This is a genomic window from Rhodobacter sp. SGA-6-6, assembly GCF_011043545.1.
GTDB lineage: Bacteria > Pseudomonadota > Alphaproteobacteria > Rhodobacterales > Rhodobacteraceae > Pseudogemmobacter.
Map to the genome: position 1 here is coordinate 34,820 of NZ_JAAKGP010000006.1, position 17,680 is coordinate 52,499.

21 protein-coding genes are annotated in these 17,680 nt (G+C 71.1%); 13 read left to right on the forward strand and 8 right to left on the reverse strand.

Annotated features, from left to right (window positions below; genetic code table 11):
- Positions 1-28: 28 nt before the first annotated feature.
- From G5B31_RS12460 to G5B31_RS12470, 3 genes are all read left to right on the forward strand, one after another.
- Positions 29-1,069: an aldo/keto reductase gene (locus G5B31_RS12460; RefSeq protein WP_165018145.1), complete on the forward strand. Its 1,041-nt coding sequence runs from the start codon at positions 29-31 to the stop codon at positions 1,067-1,069.
- 317 nt (positions 1,070-1,386) lie between these two features.
- Complete coding sequence (locus G5B31_RS12465; RefSeq protein ID WP_240904402.1) at positions 1,387-1,923, forward strand: hypothetical protein; 537 nt, start codon at positions 1,387-1,389, stop codon at positions 1,921-1,923.
- Entirely contained in the window at positions 1,911-2,414 is a 504-nt protein-coding gene (locus G5B31_RS12470; RefSeq protein WP_165018147.1) for a lipocalin, read from the forward strand. Before G5B31_RS12465 ends, G5B31_RS12470 begins: the two co-directional genes overlap by 13 nt.
- A 61-nt stretch (positions 2,415-2,475) precedes the next feature.
- Here the strand turns inward: G5B31_RS12470 and G5B31_RS12475 are convergent, their stop codons facing one another.
- Positions 2,476-3,330, reverse strand: coding sequence for a helix-turn-helix domain-containing protein (locus tag G5B31_RS12475; protein WP_165018149.1), 855 nt, complete (start codon positions 3,328-3,330; stop codon positions 2,476-2,478).
- A gap of 108 nt (positions 3,331-3,438) precedes the next feature.
- Here G5B31_RS12475 and G5B31_RS12480 point away from each other — a divergent pair, with 108 nt between their 5' ends.
- Positions 3,439-4,353, forward strand: a complete 915-nt coding sequence (locus G5B31_RS12480; RefSeq protein WP_240904403.1) for a fatty acid desaturase — start codon at positions 3,439-3,441, stop codon at positions 4,351-4,353.
- A 7-nt stretch (positions 4,354-4,360) separates the two neighbouring features.
- On the opposite strand, the gene G5B31_RS12485 is transcribed toward G5B31_RS12480, so the two are convergent.
- A complete protein-coding gene (locus G5B31_RS12485; protein ID WP_346763911.1) occupies positions 4,361-4,957 on the reverse strand; it encodes an NUDIX hydrolase in 597 nt (198 codons plus the stop codon).
- 4 nt (positions 4,958-4,961) lie between these two features.
- Positions 4,962-5,429 (reverse strand): DUF983 domain-containing protein, encoded by a 468-nt coding sequence (locus tag G5B31_RS12490; RefSeq protein WP_346763912.1) that lies wholly within the window; start codon positions 5,427-5,429, stop codon positions 4,962-4,964.
- 195 nt (positions 5,430-5,624) lie between these two features.
- Between G5B31_RS12490 and G5B31_RS12495 the strand changes: the two genes are divergently transcribed.
- From G5B31_RS12495 to G5B31_RS12510, 4 genes are all read left to right on the forward strand, one after another.
- Entirely contained in the window at positions 5,625-6,167 is a 543-nt protein-coding gene (locus tag G5B31_RS12495; RefSeq protein WP_240904404.1) for an EF-hand domain-containing protein, read from the forward strand.
- Positions 6,168-6,232: 65 nt separating this feature from the next.
- On the forward strand, positions 6,233-6,832 hold the full coding sequence (locus tag G5B31_RS12500) for an RNA polymerase sigma factor (RefSeq protein ID WP_165018152.1): 600 nt from the start codon (positions 6,233-6,235) through the stop codon (positions 6,830-6,832).
- Positions 6,833-6,835: 3 nt separating this feature from the next.
- Positions 6,836-7,177, forward strand: coding sequence for a dihydroorotate dehydrogenase (locus G5B31_RS12505; protein WP_165018154.1), 342 nt, complete (start codon positions 6,836-6,838; stop codon positions 7,175-7,177).
- A gap of 3 nt (positions 7,178-7,180) precedes the next feature.
- Positions 7,181-7,651 (forward strand): periplasmic heavy metal sensor, encoded by a 471-nt coding sequence (locus tag G5B31_RS12510; RefSeq protein WP_165018156.1) that lies wholly within the window; start codon positions 7,181-7,183, stop codon positions 7,649-7,651.
- Positions 7,652-7,655: 4 nt separating this feature from the next.
- Here the strand turns inward: G5B31_RS12510 and G5B31_RS12515 are convergent, their stop codons facing one another.
- Entirely contained in the window at positions 7,656-9,053 is a 1,398-nt protein-coding gene (locus G5B31_RS12515) for a diguanylate cyclase (protein WP_165018158.1), read from the reverse strand.
- Between the two features lie 184 nt (positions 9,054-9,237).
- Between G5B31_RS12515 and G5B31_RS12520 the strand changes: the two genes are divergently transcribed.
- From G5B31_RS12520 to G5B31_RS12540, 5 genes are all read left to right on the forward strand, one after another.
- A complete protein-coding gene (locus tag G5B31_RS12520; RefSeq protein WP_165018160.1) occupies positions 9,238-9,522 on the forward strand; it encodes a DUF3572 domain-containing protein in 285 nt (94 codons plus the stop codon).
- 58 nt (positions 9,523-9,580) lie between these two features.
- Entirely contained in the window at positions 9,581-10,276 is a 696-nt protein-coding gene (locus tag G5B31_RS12525) for an HAD family hydrolase (RefSeq protein ID WP_165018162.1), read from the forward strand.
- A 96-nt stretch (positions 10,277-10,372) separates the two neighbouring features.
- Positions 10,373-11,929, forward strand: a complete 1,557-nt coding sequence (locus tag G5B31_RS12530; protein WP_165018164.1) for a trimethylamine methyltransferase family protein — start codon at positions 10,373-10,375, stop codon at positions 11,927-11,929.
- Positions 11,930-12,011: 82 nt separating this feature from the next.
- Positions 12,012-12,605 carry a heme NO-binding domain-containing protein gene (locus G5B31_RS12535; RefSeq protein WP_165018166.1) on the forward strand — a complete coding sequence of 198 codons (594 nt, stop codon included), beginning with the start codon at positions 12,012-12,014 and terminating at the stop codon, positions 12,603-12,605.
- Positions 12,595-13,557 (forward strand): diguanylate cyclase, encoded by a 963-nt coding sequence (locus G5B31_RS12540; RefSeq protein WP_240904405.1) that lies wholly within the window; start codon positions 12,595-12,597, stop codon positions 13,555-13,557. The genes G5B31_RS12535 and G5B31_RS12540 overlap by 11 nt, the downstream gene beginning before the upstream one ends.
- 65 nt (positions 13,558-13,622) lie before the next feature.
- Here the strand turns inward: G5B31_RS12540 and G5B31_RS12545 are convergent, their stop codons facing one another.
- The 4 genes from G5B31_RS12545 to G5B31_RS12560 are packed head-to-tail and all read right to left on the reverse strand — an operon-like array spanning position 13,623 to position 17,667.
- A complete protein-coding gene (locus G5B31_RS12545; RefSeq protein WP_165018168.1) occupies positions 13,623-15,071 on the reverse strand; it encodes a mannitol dehydrogenase family protein in 1,449 nt (482 codons plus the stop codon).
- 4 nt (positions 15,072-15,075) lie between these two features.
- Positions 15,076-15,843: an L-iditol 2-dehydrogenase gene (locus tag G5B31_RS12550; RefSeq protein ID WP_165018170.1), complete on the reverse strand. Its 768-nt coding sequence runs from the start codon at positions 15,841-15,843 to the stop codon at positions 15,076-15,078.
- A complete protein-coding gene (locus tag G5B31_RS12555; RefSeq protein ID WP_165018172.1) occupies positions 15,840-16,829 on the reverse strand; it encodes an ABC transporter ATP-binding protein in 990 nt (329 codons plus the stop codon). The genes G5B31_RS12550 and G5B31_RS12555 overlap by 4 nt, the downstream gene beginning before the upstream one ends.
- Positions 16,830-16,836: 7 nt before the next feature.
- Entirely contained in the window at positions 16,837-17,667 is an 831-nt protein-coding gene (locus G5B31_RS12560) for a carbohydrate ABC transporter permease (RefSeq protein ID WP_165018174.1), read from the reverse strand.
- Between the last annotated feature and the right edge of the window lie 13 nt (positions 17,668-17,680).

The window sequence follows — 17,680 nt, forward strand, 5'->3', positions numbered from 1 at the left end:
ATAGGCTGGGGCGCAAAAGGAACGCGCCATGAAGATGATTCCGCTCGGCCGCTCGGGCCTGACCGTGCCGGAGTTCTGCCTCGGCACCATGACCTGGGGCAGCCACACCCCCGAGGCCGAGGCCCATGCCCAGGCCGACCTGGCGCTGGAGCGCGGGCTGACCTTCTGGGACACCGCCGAGATGTATCCCACCAACCCGGTGCGGGCCGAGACGGCGGGCCGCACCGAAGAGATCATCGGCCGCTGGCTGGCCGACCGCGGCGGCCGGTCGCGGCTGGTCATCGCCACCAAGATCGCCGGCAAGGGCCAGATCATCCGCCCCGGCGAGAAGATCACCGGCCGGGCGATGCGGGCGGCGCTGGAAGGCTCGCTGCGGCGGTTGCGGACCGACTACGTCGACCTCTACCAGCTGCATTGGGCCAACCGCGGCAGCTATCACTTCCGCCAGAACTGGGCCTATGCGCCGCACGGCCTCGACCGCGATGCCGAGACCGCGCATATGGAGGACGTGCTGACCACCGCCAAGGCGCTGATCGACGAGGGCAAGATCCGCGCCATCGGCCTGTCGAACGAGACCGTCTGGGGCGCGGCGCGCTGGCTGCACCTGGCCGACAGCCTGGGCCTGCCGCGGATGGCGACGGTGCAGAACGAATACAGCCTGCTCTGCCGCCAGTTCGACACCGACTGGGCCGAGCTGTCGATGGCCGAGAACATGCCGCTCTTGGCCTTCTCGCCGCTGGCGGCGGGGCTTCTGTCGGGCAAATACGCCGGCGACGTGACGCCCGAGGGCACAAGGCGCAGCCACACGCCCGACCTGGGCGGCCGGATCACGCCGCGGGTGTTCCCGGCAGTCGCCGCCTACCTGGGCATCGCCGCACGGCACGGGCTGGACCCCTGCCGGATGGCGTTGGCCTTCTGCCGCTCGCGCCCCTTCACCACCATCCCGATCCTCGGCGCGACCAGCCTGGAGCAGCTGGAGTCCGACCTCGGCGCGGTGGGGCTGGTGCTGTCGGCCGAGGTGCAGGAGGAGATCGCCGAGGCGCACCGGGAACATCCGATGCCGTATTAGAGGGGGGCCGCTCTGCCGACCCGGCTTCCTTGGCGAAGGCCATCGCCTTCGCCACAGCGCAACGGTTCAGCCTAGACCGGCCGGGCCCCAAAGGCCCGGCCAGCGCCCGCCCCGCCCTCGGCGGGCGCTTCTCGCCCGCCGGGTCGGGCGCTGGCCTCTCGGGGTTAAGAGCTGCCAGCGTTTCCGGGTGCACCCGCCGCGCACGGGCGGGGGCGAGGCAGTGCCTCGCCTTCTCCCGCCCGGCCGGATCGGCTATCACTTGCGGCACAGCCCGGTTCGGTCCACAAACCCTGGGCGGTAACGGGTAGGTGCGGACCATGCGGTCGATCTTGCGGAACATGGCGGTCCTGGCCGGCGCGCTGGCGCTGGCGGCCTGCGTCGGGGCCGGCTCCGGCGGCGGCAAGGCCAAGGCGCCGAACCCGATCACCGGCGGCGAGATCGAGGTGACCGCGCTGGATGCGCCGCCCGCGGCGAAGCCTGCCGCGCCTTCCGCCGCGGAAGCCCCGCCCGCCGACCGGCCCGCCGCCGCTCCGAAGCCCCGGCCCGAGACGCCCGGGGCCGCGGCCAAGGAGGACATCCCGCCCGAGGCCGCCGCCCCGCTGCCGGAGGAGCAGAAGAGCGCCGCGCATCTGGCCTGCGAGAAGAAGGGCGACCTCTGGGTCAAGGCCGGCACCTCCGGCGCCTTCGCCTGCGTCAAGCGCACCAAGGACGCCGGCAAGCGCTGCACCACCGGCAAGCAGTGCCAGGGCGAATGCCTCGCCCGCTCGGGCACCTGCGCGCCCTACCAGCCGCTGTTCGGCTGCAACGACATCCTCCAGGACAACGGGGTCAGGATGACATTATGCCTCGACTGAGCCTCGCCCCCGCCCTCGTCCTGCTGCTGGCGGCCTGCGTGAAATCTGCGCCGGAGCGGGCGGCGTTCCGGCCCGAGGGCGCGCCGATCTGGTCCTCCGCCGCCTTCGATCCAGCCCGGATCGAGGGCCGCTGGCAGCAGGCCGCCGCCTTCTCGGCCGGCGAGACCCCCGGCTGCAAACCCGGCGGCGCCGAGGTCCGGCGCGGACCCGCGGGGCTGGAGATCGCCGCGCGGCTGTGCTTGAACGGCCGCGAGGTCCGCGCGGCGGGACCGCTGAAGATGACCGGGCCGGGGCGGATGGCGGTGCCGGGCATGGCGGACTGGTGGGTGATCTGGGTCGACAGCGGCTACCGCACCCTGGCCGTGGGCACGCCGGACGGCAGTTTCGGCTTCGTGCTGGACCGCGGAAGGATCGGCGCCGACCGGCTGGCCGCGGCGCGGGACGTGTTCGACTTCAACGGCTATTCCGGGGCGCGGCTGAAGGGGTTCTGACCGCTCCTCGTTCGCCTTCGGCTCCTCGTCGTGCGAAGAGCGCCGAAGGCAAGCGATGAGCCTAGAGCCGCAGTTTCAGCGCCCGCAGGTGCCGCGCGGCGTCGCGGGCCCCGACTTCGGCCTCGCGCACCAGCCAGTCGAAATGCTCGGTCATCGCCTGCACCCGCGCCGCATCGCGAAAGGCGATGTAGCTGCGGCCGAGGTAGACCACCGCCAAGAGCGGCCCGAACACCGTGACCGGGGCGGAAAACACCCGCCGCGCGTCGAACAGGCACAGCCGCAGCGAGGGGTAGAGCTGCTCGCACAGCTCCACCAGCCGGTCGATCTGCCCGGCCCGCACCTCGGCCGGCAGCCCGCGGTAATAGCCGGTCGCCTCGGCGAAGGCGTCCAGCTCGTGCAGCGGCAGGGCGATCTCGTAGTCCGACCGCGCGCCGCGCATCCAGGCCAGCCGATCCTCGAAGGCGCCGATGGCCTGGCCGGCGCTGCGGCCCAGCTGGGGCGCGTATTCCCAGTCCACCATCTCCCGCGTCTTCAGCATGTCGGGCAGCGTCGCCGGGACATGGCGGATCTTGTAGCCCGCCGCCTCGCGGTGCCAGCCGAAGATGGTCTCGTCGATCAGCGCCCGCGGCGCCTCGGTGATGGTCAGGGAGGTCGCCAGCAGGTCCGCCACCGGCTCGGGCCGCGGCGACAGGCCGAGGAGCCAGTCGCTGGAGACGCCAAGCGCCGCGGCGCAATCGGCGGCCAGCTGGGCGTTCGGCATCCGGACCGAGGGCGACAGCAGCGCCGAGAGGGTGGAGCGGTCCACCCCGCAGGCCCGCGCCAGCGCCGCCTGCGTCATCCCGCGCCGCGCCATCGCCTCGGCAAGCCGCAGGCGGAACAGGGCGGCGCGGTCGCGCTTGTCCATGATTTTCGGCATAGGGTGACTTTACACAACAGGTGTGACTTTATGCTGCGCATTGTCCGCGTTCCGGCGGATCGTTGCAAGCGATATCATCGCGGCAGAAAACCCCTTGCAGGCCCGATCTTGAGACACAAGCCCCGCCCCGCCGAATGGCCGACCCTGCTGCTTCTCGCGGCAACCTATGCCCTCTGGGCCCTGGGGACGACCCTGGCCTGGGACGGGTCGCCGGTGCTGGCGGTCCTGCTGACCGCCGTCGCGGTGGCGCAGCACTCCTCGCTCCAGCACGAGGCGCTGCACGGCCACCCGTTCCGCAACGAACACATGGACCATGTGCTGGTCTTCCTGCCGCTGGGGCTGGTCTATCCCTATCTCCGCTTCCGCGACACCCATCTGGCGCATCACCACGACCCGATCCTGACCGACCCCTACGACGACCCGGAGTCGAACTATCAGGACCCGGCGGTCTGGGCGCGGATGTCGGCGCCGCTGCGGGCGCTGTTGCGGGCGAACAACACGCTTCTGGGCCGGATGCTGCTGGGGCCGGCCATCGGCGCCGTGACCTTCATCGCCGGCGACCTGCGCGCCATCGCCCGCGGCGACCGCCGGATCGCGCTGGCCTATGCGCTGCACGCGGCGGGGCTGGCGCTGCTGTCGGCCTGGTGGTGGGCCGGGCCGGGGCGGATGCCGCTGGGTGCCTATCTGCTGGCGGCCTATCTCGGCGGCTCGCTGCTGAAGATCCGCACCTATCTGGAGCATCGCGCGCATGAGGCGGCGCGGGCCCGCACGGTGATCATCGAGGACCGCGGACCGCTGGCGCTGCTGTTCCTGAACAACAACCTGCATGTGGTCCACCACAGCCACCCGCAGGTGCCCTGGTATGACCTGCCGGCGCTGTATCGGTCCAACCGCGACCATTACCTGCGCCGGAACGAGGGCTATCTCTACCGCTCCTACGGGCAGATCTTCCGGGACCACCTGCTGAAGGCCAAGGACCCGGTGCCGCATCCGGTCTGGCCGGTGCGGAAGCGCGGGGAGTAGGGCGGGGTCAGACGATCCGCCGGAAGGTGGGCACCGGGCCGGAGTTGTCGAAGAAGGGCACGCCGGGCTGGGTGCCGCCGGCCAGAAGGTTGGTCACCTCGGCCAGCACCACCTCGGTGACGAAGGGCAGGTCCAGCGCCCGGGCCTCGGCCAGGCCGATCCAGTGCAGATGCGAGAGTTCGGCCGAGGCGGCGGAGAAGCCCTCGGCGTCGCCGGAGGCGTCGGCGGCATCGGCCAGGAAGAACCGCGCGTCGAAGCGGCGGCTGCGGCCGGGGGGCGTGATCGCCCGGAAGACGAAGCGCATCACCGGCCGGTCGGCGCGCAGCGCCAGCCCGGTCTCCTCGGCCAGTTCGCGCAGGGCCGCGGCGACCAGCGGGCCGGGCGGACCGGCCAGCGCCAGCCGGCGGGCGCAGTCGTCCGGCAGCGGCAAGGGCCCGGCGAAATCGTCGCCCGCATCCACCCCGCCGCCGGGGAAGACGTATTTCGACGGCATGAAGGCCGCCCCCGCCCCGCGCTGGCCCATCAGCACCTGATGCCCGCCGCCGGGCAGGGCGCGGGTCAGGACCACGGTGGCGGCGGGGCGGATCGGCTGCGCCTCTTCCACGGGGCTACTCGGTGGCGGTGGCGGCGGCAGGGGCCGGAACCGGCGCGGCCGCAGGCTCCGGTGCACCGGCGAAGCCGTGCATCCGGCGCGACCATTGCAGCGCCACCAGCGCGCCCTTCAGCCGCGGCAGCAGCCAGAGCGACAGCGCCACGCAGCAGACCGAGAAGATCACCGAGACGGTCAGCGGATCGGGCCGCAGCTTGGTGTAGATGATCAGGATCAGCGGCGCCATCAGGTGGCCGACGATCAGGATGGTCAGATAGGCCGGCCCGTCGTCGGCGCGGTGATGGTGCAGCTCCTGGGTGCAGACCGGGCAGGTGTCGCGGACCTTCAGGTAGCCGCGCATCATCGGCCCGGCGCCGCAGTTCGGGCAGCGCCGCCGCCAGCCGCGCAGCAGCGCGGGCCGCACCGGGCGGTCGTCGTCGGGAAGCGGAGCGTGACCGGCGGCGGAGGAGACGTGATCTTGGGACACGGGCGGCGGACCTTATGGGTTGGCGGCAACCGGGCTTACATAACCTGAGTCTGCGCCGAACCAAAGCCCTGCGGCGGCGGATGTGTCGGCATGTCGCAAGGGACCGCCGGTCGCCGCGACGGAAACCCGGGGCTCCGGCGTATCTGGAGCATCGGGGCGGCAGGCCCGCCCGCGGAGCATGAAGGAGAAGACGACATGACAGGCAAGATGACGGGCAGGACGCTTTCCGCCCTGGCGCTGGCGGGCATCGCCGCGGCGGCGCTGGCCACCGCCGCCCTGGCCGAGAAGGCGCCGAAGGGCGCGCCCGACGACGGCCCGATGATGCTGCAGCGCTTCGACGAACTGGACGCCGACAAGGACGGCAAGGTGACCGAGGCGGAAATCCGCGCCTGGCACGACGCCCGCTTCGCGGCGGCGGATGCCGACAAGAACGGCACGCTTTCGGCCGAGGAGCTGACGGCGATGCAGGTCGCCCGGATGCAGGAGCGGCTGGCCGTGCGGTCGCAGAAGATGATCGAGAAGCTGGACGGCAACGGCGACGGCCAGCTGTCGCAGGAGGAACTGGCGCAGATGGGCAAGCGCGAGACCCCGTTCCAGCGCGCCGATGCCGACGGCGATGGCGGCGTGTCGAAGGAAGAGGCGCAGGCGGCGATGGGCAAGGCCGGCAAGCACGGCAAGCGCGGCCATGACCGCGACCGCGGGCACGACCGCGGCGGCTGGTGGTGGGACATCGACTGAGGCGGTGTGTCCCGGCCGCGCGGGGATGGCCTCGCGCGGCCGGTTTCGGATAGGCTGCGCCCGGGATGACGATGGCTTTCGACGCAGGATCAGCAACGGTGACCGACGACGACCTGCTGGCGATGTATGCCGCGGGCGACCGGATGGCGGCGCGGCTGCTGACGGACCGGCTGCTGCCGCGGGTGCTGGCCTATGCCGCCCGCCTTCTGGGCGGCGACCGGGCCGAGGCCGAGGATGTGGCGCAGGAGGCGATGCTGCGGCTGTGGCGGATGGCGCCGGGCTGGCGGCCGGGGGAGGCCAAGGTCTCGACCTGGCTCTACCGGGTGGCGACCAACCTCTGCACCGACTGCCGCCGCGCCGCCGCCCGCCGGGCGCAGCCGATGGGCGACGACCTGCCCGAGGCCGAGGACGGCGCCCCCGGGGCCGAGGCGCGGCTGGTGCAGGCGGCGCGGGCGGCGGCCCTGGATGCGGCCCTGGCCGCCCTGCCGGAACGCCAGCGCGAGGCGGTGGTGCTGCGCCATATCGAGGGCCTGTCGAACCCCGAGATCGCCGAGATCCTCGGCGTCGGGGTCGAGGCGGTGGAAAGTCTGACGGCGCGGGGCAAGCGGGCGCTTGCGGCCGCGCTGGCGCCCAGGCGGGACGACCTGGGCTATGCGGAGGGCTGAGAGATGACCGACGATCTGGACGGCTTTTTCGCCGCCGCGCGCGCCGCGGGGCCCGGGCCTTCCGAGGCGCTGGCGGCGCGGGTGCTGGCCGATGCCGAGGCGGCGATGCCGCGGGCGGCCGTGCCCGGCCCGTCGGCGCCTCCGCCCCGGCGGCGCTGGCTGGCTGCGGCCGCGGCGCTGTTCGGCGGCGGGCCGATGGCGGCGGGGCTGGCCTCGGCCGTGGTGGCGGGGGTGGCGATCGGCTATGCCGGGCCCGTCACCTCGGACTGGCTGGCCGGCGCTGTTTCGGGCGGCGCGGAGATCCAGCTGATGGCGGCAAGCGACCTGTTCCTGGGGGAGGGCTGAGCAATGGCTGAAGCGGCGGGGAAGCCCCGTGGCAACCGCAGGCTGAAGATCGCGCTGGCGCTGTCCCTGGCCTTCAATCTTTGCATCATCGGGGTGATCTGCGGGGTGATGCTGCGCGACGGGCCGCCGCGCGGCGGCGGGCGGGACTTCGGCCTCGGCCCGCTGAGCGAGGCGCTGTCGCACGAGGACCGCAAGGCGCTGCGCAAGGATTTCGTCGCCCGCCACCCCGACATCCGCGACGCGCGCCGGCAGATGCGGGCGGAGTTCGAGGCGGTGGTGGCCGCGCTGCGGGCCGATCCCTTCGACCCGGCGGCGCTGGACGGGGCGCTGGCCGCCATCGCCGCGCGCAACCAGTCGCTCCTGGACACCGGGCGCGAACTGGTGGCCGAGCGGCTGAAGGCGATGACCGCGGAGGAACGCGCGGCCTTTGCCGACCGGCTGGAGAAGCGGGTGGGGCACAAGTCGAAGGGCTGACGCCTCAGGCGGCGCTGCGGCAGGCGAAGGTCACCTGGTTGCGGCCGGCGGACTTGGACCGCAACAGCGCCCGGTCGGCGCGGTCGATCAGCGCCGCCACGTCCTCCGGCCCGTCCCCGGCCCGCTGCCCCATCGCCACCCCGATCGAGGCGGTGACGCGCAGCGCGCGGCCGGAGGGCAGGGTGACGGGATGCTCGGCGATCACCTGGCACAGCCGGTCGGCCACCCGCTCGGCATCCTCCAGCGCGGTCTGCGGCAGGGCCACCAGGAATTCCTCGCCGCCGATGCGGGCGAGAAGGTCGCTCATCCGCAGGTTCTCGGACAGGCGGCGGGCCACCTCGGCCAGCACCCGGTCGCCCGCGGCATGGCCGAAGCGGTCGTTCACCGACTTGAAGCGGTCGAGGTCCACCACCATCACCGCGAAATCGCTGCCCTCGGCCGCCGCCTGCGCGGCGATGCCGGCCATGCGGGGAATGGCGTAGCGGCGGTTGTAGATGCCGGTCAGCGGGTCGATCACGGCGAGCTTCAGCCCGTCCTCCACCGTGGCGCGCAGCCGGTCGGCCTGGCGCTTGCGGCGGATCAGGATGCGCAGCCGCAGCGCCAGTTCGCGCGCGCCCACGCCGCGGGCCACCACGTCGTCGGCGCCGAGGTCGAAGGCGGTGGCGGTCGCCTCGCCCTCCTGCATCGGGGTGACGATGCAGGCGGCGGCATGGCGGGTGGCGGGGCGGCTGGCCAGTTCCGACATCAGCCGCAGGCCGCCGCCGCTGCCGTCCAGATCGGCCTCGATCACGAAGACATCCGGCACCGCGCCGGCCTCCGACGGCTGCACCTTCATCGCCTGGTCCGGCGTCATCACCGCCAGCGTGTCGCGCAGCACCGGCTTCAGCGCGGTCTTCCAGCGCAGCGCGGTCTCCGGCCGGGCCGAGACCAGCGCCACGGTTCCCAGCGTCTCGAACCCCGCCTGCGCCTCCGACAGGCCCAGGACGGAATGCGCCGGCATCCCCCAGGCCGAGGCGACGAAGCCCTGCTCGCCCCGCGCCCGCAGCAGGTTGCGCACCCGCGCCAGCAGCACCTGGTCCAGCACCGGCTTCGACATCACCTCGTCCGCGCCGGCTGACAGCGCCGTCAGCCGTTCCTCGGCATCGCGCGAGGAGGTCAGCACCACCACCGGAATCGCCCGCGTCGCCGGATCGGCCCGCAGCTCGCGCAGCACCTGCGGGCCGGGCATGTCGGGCAGCGCCAGGTCCAGCAGGATCAGGTCCGGCCGCTCCGTCCGCGCCATCGCAAGGCAGGTCCGGGCGTCGGCCGCCAGCAGCGGCTCGTAGAAGGCGTCACCGAACTTGACCTTGTAGATGATGCGGTTGGCCGCCACGTCATCCGCGATGAGAATACGTCCATGCATTCCGAAAACTGCCGCTTCCTGCACCGATTACAACGGCCGTTCGCCCTTGCGGTTCGTAAGTAGAGTGTTACCGAGAAAGTTAAGAATTCCTTTCCCTGATAGCTGCAATATGCCTGAAGGACTCGGATTATTTGTGGGTAAACCGCCCGGTTCGGGGGATAACGGGCAAGGACGGGAGAAAAGGATGAAAAACCGGCAGGAATCCGCCGAGAGCCTGGCCCTGCAGGGGCTGGCCTGGCTGGCGGGGCAGGACGAGGCCTTCGGGGCCTTCCTGGCGCAGAGCGGCAGCGACGCCGCCACCCTTCGCGCCCGCGCAGGCGACCCGGAGATGCTGGGGGCGGTGCTGGATTTCCTGCTGTCGGACGAGCAGCTCCTGCTGCGCTTCTGCGCCGAGGCGGGCTTCGCGCCCGAGGAGCCGATGCGCGCCCGCGCCCTGCTGCCGGGCGGCGCGGTGCCCGACTGGACGTGATGGACTTTTGCCCCGCGCCGCGCCAAGACTGGCGCGCAGGGGTTTCGCGGGGACAGGGATGATCCGGGGCATCGTCTTCGACAAGGATGGCACGCTGTTCGACTTCCGGGCCAGCTGGGGCCGGTGGGCGCAGGGCTTCCTCGCCCAGCTGGCGCGGGACGAGGACCATGCCCGCCTGCTGGCCGATGCCATCGGCTACCTGCCGCAGACCAACGGCTTCGCCGCCGACAGCCCGGTGATCGCCGCCACCGCGGTCGACATCGCCGCCGCGCTGCTGCCCCATGTCGAGGGCCAGACCCAAGCCAGCCTGACCGAGGCCATCGACGAGGCCGCCGCCGGCGTCGCCATGGCCGAGGCGGTGCCGCTGGTGCCGCTGTTCACCGCGCTGAAGGCGCGCGGGCTGAAGCTGGGCATCGCCACCAACGACAGCGAGGTGCCGGCGCGGGCGCATCTGGACCGGCACGGGCTGACCGGTCTGCTGGATTTCATCGCCGGCTGGGATTCCGGCCATGGCGCCAAGCCCGCGCCCGGCATGTGCCTGGCCTTCGCCGCCGCCGCCGGGCTCGAACCCGCGCAGGTGCTGATGGTGGGCGACAGCCTGCACGACCTCGATGCCGGGCGGGCGGCCGGAATGCGCCCCGTCGCCGTGCTGACCGGGATCGCCCGCGCGGGCGACCTTGCCCCCCATGCCGAGGCGGTGCTGCCCGACATCGGCGCGCTTCCGGCCTGGCTGGACGCGCAAACGGCAGGATAAACCGGCCCAAGGCCAAAAACGACGCTTTCATGTCGCTGGCGCAGGGCGCATCCCCGCCATCCTTCGCCATTTTGGGGCAAAGGACGGGAGAGTGCCATGAGCGAACAGGAACGCAGCCGCAAGCGGGCGGGCGGCCGGGCCGGGATGAAGATCCGGGCGGGGACCGCGGCGATCGACCAGATGCCCTGGCGGATCCCGGTGAACCCCGACCGGCCGACCGAGCCGCTGGATGCCGAGGGCGTGCAGCGCATCCACAGGGGCGCGATGCGCATCCTGTCCGAGATCGGCATCGAATTCCTGAACCCTGAGGCGGTGGAGCATCTGAAGGCCGCCGGCTGCCGGGTGAACGGCACCAATGTCCGCATGGACGAGGATTTCGTGATGGAGATGGTGCGCCGCGCGCCGTCTTCCTTCACCATTACCCCCCGCAACCCCGAGCGCGAGATCGTGATCGGCGGCAAGCACATGGTCTTCGTCAACGTCTCCTCGCCCCCCAACGCCTGGGACATGGAGCGCGGCAAGCGCACCGGCGATTTCGAGACCTTCAGGGAATTCGTCAAGCTGACGCAGTATTTCAACTGCATCCACGTCGCCGGCGGCTACCCGGTGGAGCCGGTGGACGTGCATCCTTCTGTCCGCCACCTCGACTGCCTCTACGAGAAGCTGACGCTGACCGACAAGGTCTGCCACGCCTATTCGCTGGGGGCCGAGCGGGTCGAGGACGTGATGGAGATGGTCCGCATCGCCGGCGGCCTGTCGGAAGAGGAGTTCCGGGCCAAGCCGCGGATGTATACCAACATCAACTCGGTCAGCCCGCTGAAGCACGACTACCCGATGCTCGACGGCGCAATGCGGCTGGCGAAACGCGGCCAGCCGGTGGTGGTGACGCCCTTCACCCTGGCCGGCGCCATGGCCCCGGTGACGATGGCGGGGGCGGTCACGCTGTCCATCGCCGAGGCGCTGGCGGCGGTGGTGCTGCTGCAATGGATCGCCCCCGGTTGCCCGGTGGCCATCGGCACCTTCACCTCCAACGTCGACATGAAGTCGGGCGCCCCCGCCTTCGGCACCCCGGAATACATGCGGGCGACCCAGATGACCGGGCAATTGGTGCGCTTCTACGGCGTGCCGATGCGGGCCTCGGGCGTCTGCGCCGCCAACGTGCCGGACGGGCAGTCGATGTGGGAGACCTGCAACTCGCTGTGGTCGGCGGTGATGTCGGGCACCAATATGGTCTATCACGCCGCCGGCTGGCTGGAGGGCGGGCTGATCGCCAGCCCCGAGAAATTCGTGATGGATTGCGAGGTCCTGCAGATGATCCAGCGCTATTTCGAGGAGGCGACCTTCGCCACCGGCCCCGAGGACATCGCCATCGACGCCATCCGCGAGGTGGGCCCGAACGGCCATTACTTCGGCGTCCAGCACACCCAGGACCGCTATCAGACCGCCTTCTACGCCCCCTTCGTCAGCGACTGGCGCAACTACGAGGCCTGGAACCTGGACGGCGCGGTCTGGACGCAGGAACGCGCGCACCGGCTCTACAAGCAGATCATCGCCGAATTCGAGCCGCCCGAGATGAACGGCGACCACCAGGAGGAACTGCGCCGCTTCGTCGCGCGGCGCAAGCAGGAGGGCGGGGCGCCCACCGACTTCTGAGCCGGCCCGTCGAACGGAACGGCGCAGGCAGTCGTTAAGGATTGTCTGTCAGGCTGGCGCGGAATCAGGGGATGCGCCATCCATGTTCGGCTTGCTGCTGCGCTCGATCCAGGCCTATCTGCGCGGGACCTTCGGCCCGGCCCTCTGGGCGCGGGTGCTGCGCGCCGCCGGCCAGCCGCCCGAGGGGTTCGAGCCGATGCTGCCCTATGACGCCGCGGTGGTGGACCGGGTCCTCGCCGCCGCCGCGCAGGAGCTGCACCGCCCGGCCGAGGCGATGCTGGAGGATGTCGGCACCTTCCTCGTCGCCGATCCCGGCCACCGCGCCCTGCGCCGGCTCTTGCGCTTCGGCGGTGCCAGTTTCGCCGATTTCCTGCATTCGCTGGAGGAACTGCCCGACCGCGCCCGGCTGTCGCTGCCCGGGCTGGACCTGCCGCAGATCGCCCTGACCGAGGCCGCGCCCGGCCGGTTCCGGCTGGCGATCGCCAGCCCCCTGCCGGCCTTGTTCCCGGTCGCCCTCGGCGCGCTGCGGGCGATGGCGGACGACTATGGCGCGCTGGTGCTGATCGACCTCGCCGCGGAAGGGGATCGAGCCACGCTGACCGTGCAGCTGCTGGAGGCCGCGCATGGCGCGGGGCGGGGTTTCGCGCTGGCCGGAGGGCCCGCCGATGGGCGCTGAGGCGGGTTGCGTCAACGTGATGGACCGGCTGATGCCGATGCACCTGCTGCTGGATGCCGGCGGCAGGGTGCTGTCGCACGGGCCGACGCTGGCGCGGCTGGTCCCCGGCGGGCTGAAGGGGCGGGCGTTCCTGGACCTCTTCGACCTGCGCAGTCCGCCTGGCCTGCGCTCGGCCGCGGATTTTCCGGGGATCGCCGGGCAGAAGCTGCGGATGGCGCTGCGGGGCGAAGCCTGGGGCCTGCGCCTGCGCGGGGTGATGCTGCCAGTGGCGAAGGGCTGGGTGGTCAACCTCTCCTTCGGCATCGACCTGCCGCGCGCGGTGGTGCTGCTGCACCTGACCGACGCCGATTTCGCGCCGACCGACCTGGCGATGGAACTGCTCTGCCTGGCCGAGGCGAACGAGGCGGTGACGGGGGAGTTGCGTGCGCTGGCGCAGCGGCTGGACGGCGCCCGCCGGCAGGCGCGCGAGGAGGCGGAGACCGATCCGCTGACCGGGCTGCGCAACCGGCGGGCCTGCGATTCCGTGCTGGCGCGGCTCTGCCGCGACGGCGAGGCCTTCGCGCTGCTGCACATGGACCTCGACCATTTCAAGGCGGTGAACGACCGGCTGGGCCATGCCGCGGGCGACCATGTGCTGGTCCATGCCGCGGGGGTGATGAAGGCGGCCAGCCGGGCCGACGATTGCCTGGCGCGGGTCGGCGGCGACGAATTCGTCATGCTGCTGCCCGGCGCGGCGGAGGCGCGGGCGGTGCGGGCGGTGGCGGAGCGGATGATCGCCCAACTGTCGCAGCCGATCGCCTGGGAGGGCGGCGAATGCCGGGTTTCTGCCAGCATCGGTTTCGCGCTGATGCCGCCGGGGGCGGGGGCCGACCCGGCGCGGGTGCTGGCAGAGGCCGACCGTGCGCTCTATGCGGCGAAAAACGCCGGGCGCGGGCGGGCGGTGCAGGCATGACCCCGCGCAAGGTCCTGCGGTTGCTCATGGCGATTTTTCGACGAAAAATCCGGGTCTTGCGCCGCTCAGCTTTTCCCCTCGACATAAGCCGAAAGGCAGGCGGCGGTGCCTTCGGACCAGAGCCGGGGCAGCCAGCGGCCGAAGGCGGCCCGGAAGCGCGGGTCGGCGGCGGTCTCGCCATAGACGGTGGTCAGCCCGTCCAGCCAGGCGGCGGGATTGGTCCGCGCCGCCAGCGCCAGCGGCTGCAGCCGGTCCCAGTTCGGGTCGTTCGGCGGGATCGGGGCGCCGTCGTCCTCGGTCCCGGCGCAGTAGCGGCACCACAGCGCCGAGACCAGCGCCAGCCCCTCGATCCGCCCACCCGCCGCCAGCGCGTCGCGGAGCGAGGGCAGGATGAACTTCGGCTGCCGGTTCGACCCGTCGAGGCAGAGCCGGCGTTCGGTATCCGCCACCTCGGGGTTGGAGAAGCGCTGCACGATCAGCCGGTAATAATCCGGGAGCGCCGTGTCCGGGACCGGGGGGACATAGGGGATGATCTCCTCGGTCTCCACCTTGTTCAGGAAGCCCAGGATCAGCGGATGCGCCATCGCCTGGTGGACGTATTCGATCCCCATCAGCCCGCCGGGATAGGCGATGGTGGCGTGGCCGCCGTTGAGGATGCGGATCTTCATCTTCTCGAAGGCATAGACATGCGGAGTGAAGGTCACCCCCACCTTTTCCAGCGGGGGCCGCCCCTGCGGGAAATGGTCCTCCACCACCCATTGCCGGAACGGCTCGCAGGTCACCGGGACCGGGTCGTCGGCCAGGCCGAAGCCTGCCGCCATGTCGCGCTCGCGCGGGCCGGTGGCGGGGGTGATGCGGTCGACCATGCCGTTGGGGAAGGCGACCTGCGCCTCCACCCAGTCGGCCAGCGCCGGGTCCGACAGCCGGGCGAGGCCGGCCACGGCGGCGCGGGTCACCTCGCCATTGCCGGGAAGGTTGTCGCAGGACATCACGGTGAAGGGCGGGATGCCGGCGGCGCGGCGGGCCTTCAGCGCGGCGAGGATGGCGCCGAAGGCGGTGCGGTGCGGGTCCCTGGCATCCGCTACGATGGCCGGGTCCGTCGGGTCGAATTTGCCGGTGGCGGGGTCGATGAAATAGCCGCCCTCGGTGACGGTCAGGCTGACGATGCGGATCTCCGGCCGCGCCATGGCGGCGATCAGCGCGGCGTTGTTCTCCTCCACCGGCAGGAAGTCGATCATCGCGCCGACGCGGCGGGCGCGCTTGCCGGTCGGGTCCAGTTCAATGATCGTCGACAGGCAGTCCTGCGCCTTCAGCGCGTCGCGCATGGCGGCGTCGGGGGCGCGGACGCCGGCGCCGAGGATCGCCCAGTCGTGCCCGAGGCCCAGGTTGAACAGGTCGTCCAGATAGACCGCCATATGGGCACGGTGGAAATTGCCGAGGCCGATATGGACGATGCCGGGGGTAAGCCGGGCGCGGTCGTAGCGGGGCAGGTCGACGGTCGGGGAAGGGGTCATCGGATCAGGCCATCCAGTTGCCGCCGTCCACGCCGAAGCATTGGGCGACGATGTATTTCGCTTCCGGCGTGGCGAGGAAGACCGCCATGCCGGTCAGGTCCTCCGCCCTGCCCATCCGGCCGAAGGGAACGGCGGCGCCGACCTCCTGCTTCTTCTGCCCCAAGGGTTTACCCTCGTAGCGGGCAAAGAGGGCGTCCACGCCGTCCCAATGCTCGCCCTCCACCACGCCGGGGGCGATGGCGTTGACGTTGATGCCGTGGCGGATCAGGTTCAGCCCGGCGGATTGGGTCAGGCTGATCACCGCGGCCTTGGTGGCGCAGTAGACGGCCACGAGGGATTCGCCGCGGCGGCCGGCCTGGGACGCCATGTTGATGATGCAGCCCTGCCCGCGCGGGATCATGTGGCGGGCGGCGGCCTGCATGGAGAACAGCGTGCCGGCGACATTGACGGCGAAGAGCCGGTCGTAGTCGGTGCGGGCGATTTCGGCGATGGGGGCGGCGGAGAACAGGGCGGCGTTGTTGATCAGGATGTCGAGGTGGCCCACCCGCGCGATGGCCTCGGCGAAACCGGCGTCTATGCTGTCCTGCCGGGTCACGTCCATCTCGACGGCATGGGCCTGCGGGCCGATGCTCTCTGCCGCCTTGCGGGCCGCGTCGAGGTTGATGTCGGCGATGGTCACCTGCGCCCCTTCGGCCGCATAGGCGCGGGCGAAGGTAAGGCCGATGCCGCGGGCGGCGCCGGTGATCAGGGCTGTCTTGCCGGAAAGCCTCACAGCGCCAGCCCTTCCTTGTCGAAGCGGTGGATCTTGCCGGCGGGCGCCAGCCGGATCCGGTCGCCGTGGTGCACGTCCAGCTCGCCGGTGCCGCGGACGTTGATCACGCCCAGGCCCTCGACGTTCACCTTGATGAAGCTGTCCGAGCCGAGGTGTTCGGACAGGCCGACCGTGCCTTCCCAAGGGCCGTCTCCCACGGTGATATGCTCGGGGCGGATGCCGATGGTATAGGCGCCGTGCTTCTCGGCCTCGGGCCCTTCGATGAAGTTCATCTTCGGGCTGCCGATGAAGCCGGCGACGAAGATGTTGCGCGGGTTGCGGTAAAGCTCCAGCGGCGAGCCCACCTGCTCGATCCGGCCCGCGTGCAGCACCACGATCTTGTCGGCCATGGTCATGGCTTCGACCTGGTCGTGGGTGACGTAGATCATCGTCGTCTTAAGAGACTGGTGCAGTTCGGAAATCTCCTGCCGCATCCCCACCCGCAGGGCGGCATCGAGGTTGGAGAGCGGTTCGTCGAACAGGAAGGCCGCCGGCTCGCGGACGATGGCGCGGCCGATGGCGACGCGCTGGCGCTGGCCGCCGGACAATTGCCCCGGCCGGCGGTCGAGGTAGGAGGCGAGGTTCAGCACCTTGGCGGCGCGCTCCACCCGGCGGTCCTGCTCGGCCTGGTCCATGCCCGCCATCTTCAGCGGGAAGGCGATGTTCTTGCGCACGGTCATGTGCGGGTAAAGCGCGTAGCTCTGGAACACCATGGCGAGGCCGCGTTTCGCCGGCGGCAGGTTGGTGGCGTCCTTGCCGTCGATGTCGATGGTGCCGGAAGTGGTGTCCTCCAGCCCGGCGATCAGGCGCAGCAGGGTGGACTTGCCGCAGCCGGAGGGGCCGACGAAGACCACGAATTCGCCATCCTCGATGTCGAGGTCGATGCCGGGGATGACATGCACGTCGCCGAAGGACTTGCGGACCGCGCGGAGCTGGATCTTGCCCATCTTTACCTCACTTCACCGCGCCGAAGGTCAGGCCGCGGACCAATTGCTTCTGGCTGAACCAGCCGAGGATCAGGATCGGCGCGATCGCCATGGTGCTGGCCGCCGAGAGTTTTGCGTAGAACAACCCCTGCGGCGCCGAGAAGCTGGCGATGAAGGCCGAAAGGGGCGCCGCCTTGGTGGTGGTCAGGGTGATGGTCCAGAACGCCTCGTTCCAGGCGAGGATGACGTTCAGGAGCAGCGTCGAGGCGATGCCGGGGATCGCCATCGGCGTCAGGACATGGACGATCTCGTTCCAGAGCGAGGCGCCGTCCATCCGGGCGGCCTCCAGGATCTCGGCCGGGATTTCCTTGAAATAGGTGTAGAGCATCCAGATGATGATCGGCAGATTCATCAGCATCAGTGCCATCACAAGGCCGATGCGGGTGTCGAACAGGCCGAGCCGCTGGAACACCAAGTAGAGCGGGATCATCACCGCCACCGCGGGCATCATCTTGGTGGACAGCATCCACATCAGCAGGTCCTTGGTGCGCTTGCCGGGCACGAAGGCCATGGCCCAGGCGGCGGGGATCGCCACGGCGAGGCCGAGGAGGGTGGAGCCGAGCGAGATGATCACCGAGTTCAGGAAGAAGCGCGGATAGTCGGAGCGCGCCCAGACCTCGGCATAATTGGCGGTGGTCCAGTCGGCCGACAGGAACTGCGGCGGCATGGCGACGGCGGAAGCCTCGGTCTTGAAGCTGGTCAGGACCATCCAGAGGACGGGGAAGAAGATCAGCAGGGCGACGGTCCAGGCGGCAAGCGTGGTGACCGCCTTGCGCTGCGGGGTGACGGCGCGGGCCATGTCAGTTCCTTTC

What these genes read in the sequence shown, in the direction of transcription:
- G5B31_RS12460 (WP_165018145.1), top strand. Translation starts at nt 29, where the DNA reads ATGAAGATGATTCCGCTCGGCCGCTCGGGCCTGACCGTGCCGGAGTTC.
- G5B31_RS12465 (WP_240904402.1), top strand. Translation starts at nt 1,387, where the DNA reads ATGCGGTCGATCTTGCGGAACATGGCGGTCCTGGCCGGCGCGCTGGCG.
- G5B31_RS12470 (WP_165018147.1), top strand. Translation starts at nt 1,911, where the DNA reads ATGCCTCGACTGAGCCTCGCCCCCGCCCTCGTCCTGCTGCTGGCGGCC.
- G5B31_RS12475 (WP_165018149.1), bottom strand. Translation starts at nt 3,330, where the DNA reads ATGCCGAAAATCATGGACAAGCGCGACCGCGCCGCCCTGTTCCGCCTG.
- G5B31_RS12495 (WP_240904404.1), top strand. Translation starts at nt 5,625, where the DNA reads ATGACAGGCAAGATGACGGGCAGGACGCTTTCCGCCCTGGCGCTGGCG.
- G5B31_RS12500 (WP_165018152.1), top strand. Translation starts at nt 6,233, where the DNA reads ATGACGATGGCTTTCGACGCAGGATCAGCAACGGTGACCGACGACGAC.
- G5B31_RS12505 (WP_165018154.1), top strand. Translation starts at nt 6,836, where the DNA reads ATGACCGACGATCTGGACGGCTTTTTCGCCGCCGCGCGCGCCGCGGGG.
- G5B31_RS12510 (WP_165018156.1), top strand. Translation starts at nt 7,181, where the DNA reads ATGGCTGAAGCGGCGGGGAAGCCCCGTGGCAACCGCAGGCTGAAGATC.
- G5B31_RS12515 (WP_165018158.1), bottom strand. Translation starts at nt 9,053, where the DNA reads ATGCATGGACGTATTCTCATCGCGGATGACGTGGCGGCCAACCGCATC.
- G5B31_RS12520 (WP_165018160.1), top strand. Translation starts at nt 9,238, where the DNA reads ATGAAAAACCGGCAGGAATCCGCCGAGAGCCTGGCCCTGCAGGGGCTG.
- G5B31_RS12525 (WP_165018162.1), top strand. Translation starts at nt 9,581, where the DNA reads ATGATCCGGGGCATCGTCTTCGACAAGGATGGCACGCTGTTCGACTTC.
- G5B31_RS12530 (WP_165018164.1), top strand. Translation starts at nt 10,373, where the DNA reads ATGAGCGAACAGGAACGCAGCCGCAAGCGGGCGGGCGGCCGGGCCGGG.
- G5B31_RS12535 (WP_165018166.1), top strand. Translation starts at nt 12,012, where the DNA reads ATGTTCGGCTTGCTGCTGCGCTCGATCCAGGCCTATCTGCGCGGGACC.
- G5B31_RS12540 (WP_240904405.1), top strand. Translation starts at nt 12,595, where the DNA reads ATGGGCGCTGAGGCGGGTTGCGTCAACGTGATGGACCGGCTGATGCCG.
- G5B31_RS12545 (WP_165018168.1), bottom strand. Translation starts at nt 15,071, where the DNA reads ATGACCCCTTCCCCGACCGTCGACCTGCCCCGCTACGACCGCGCCCGG.
- G5B31_RS12555 (WP_165018172.1), bottom strand. Translation starts at nt 16,829, where the DNA reads ATGGGCAAGATCCAGCTCCGCGCGGTCCGCAAGTCCTTCGGCGACGTG.
- G5B31_RS12560 (WP_165018174.1), bottom strand. Translation starts at nt 17,667, where the DNA reads ATGGCCCGCGCCGTCACCCCGCAGCGCAAGGCGGTCACCACGCTTGCC.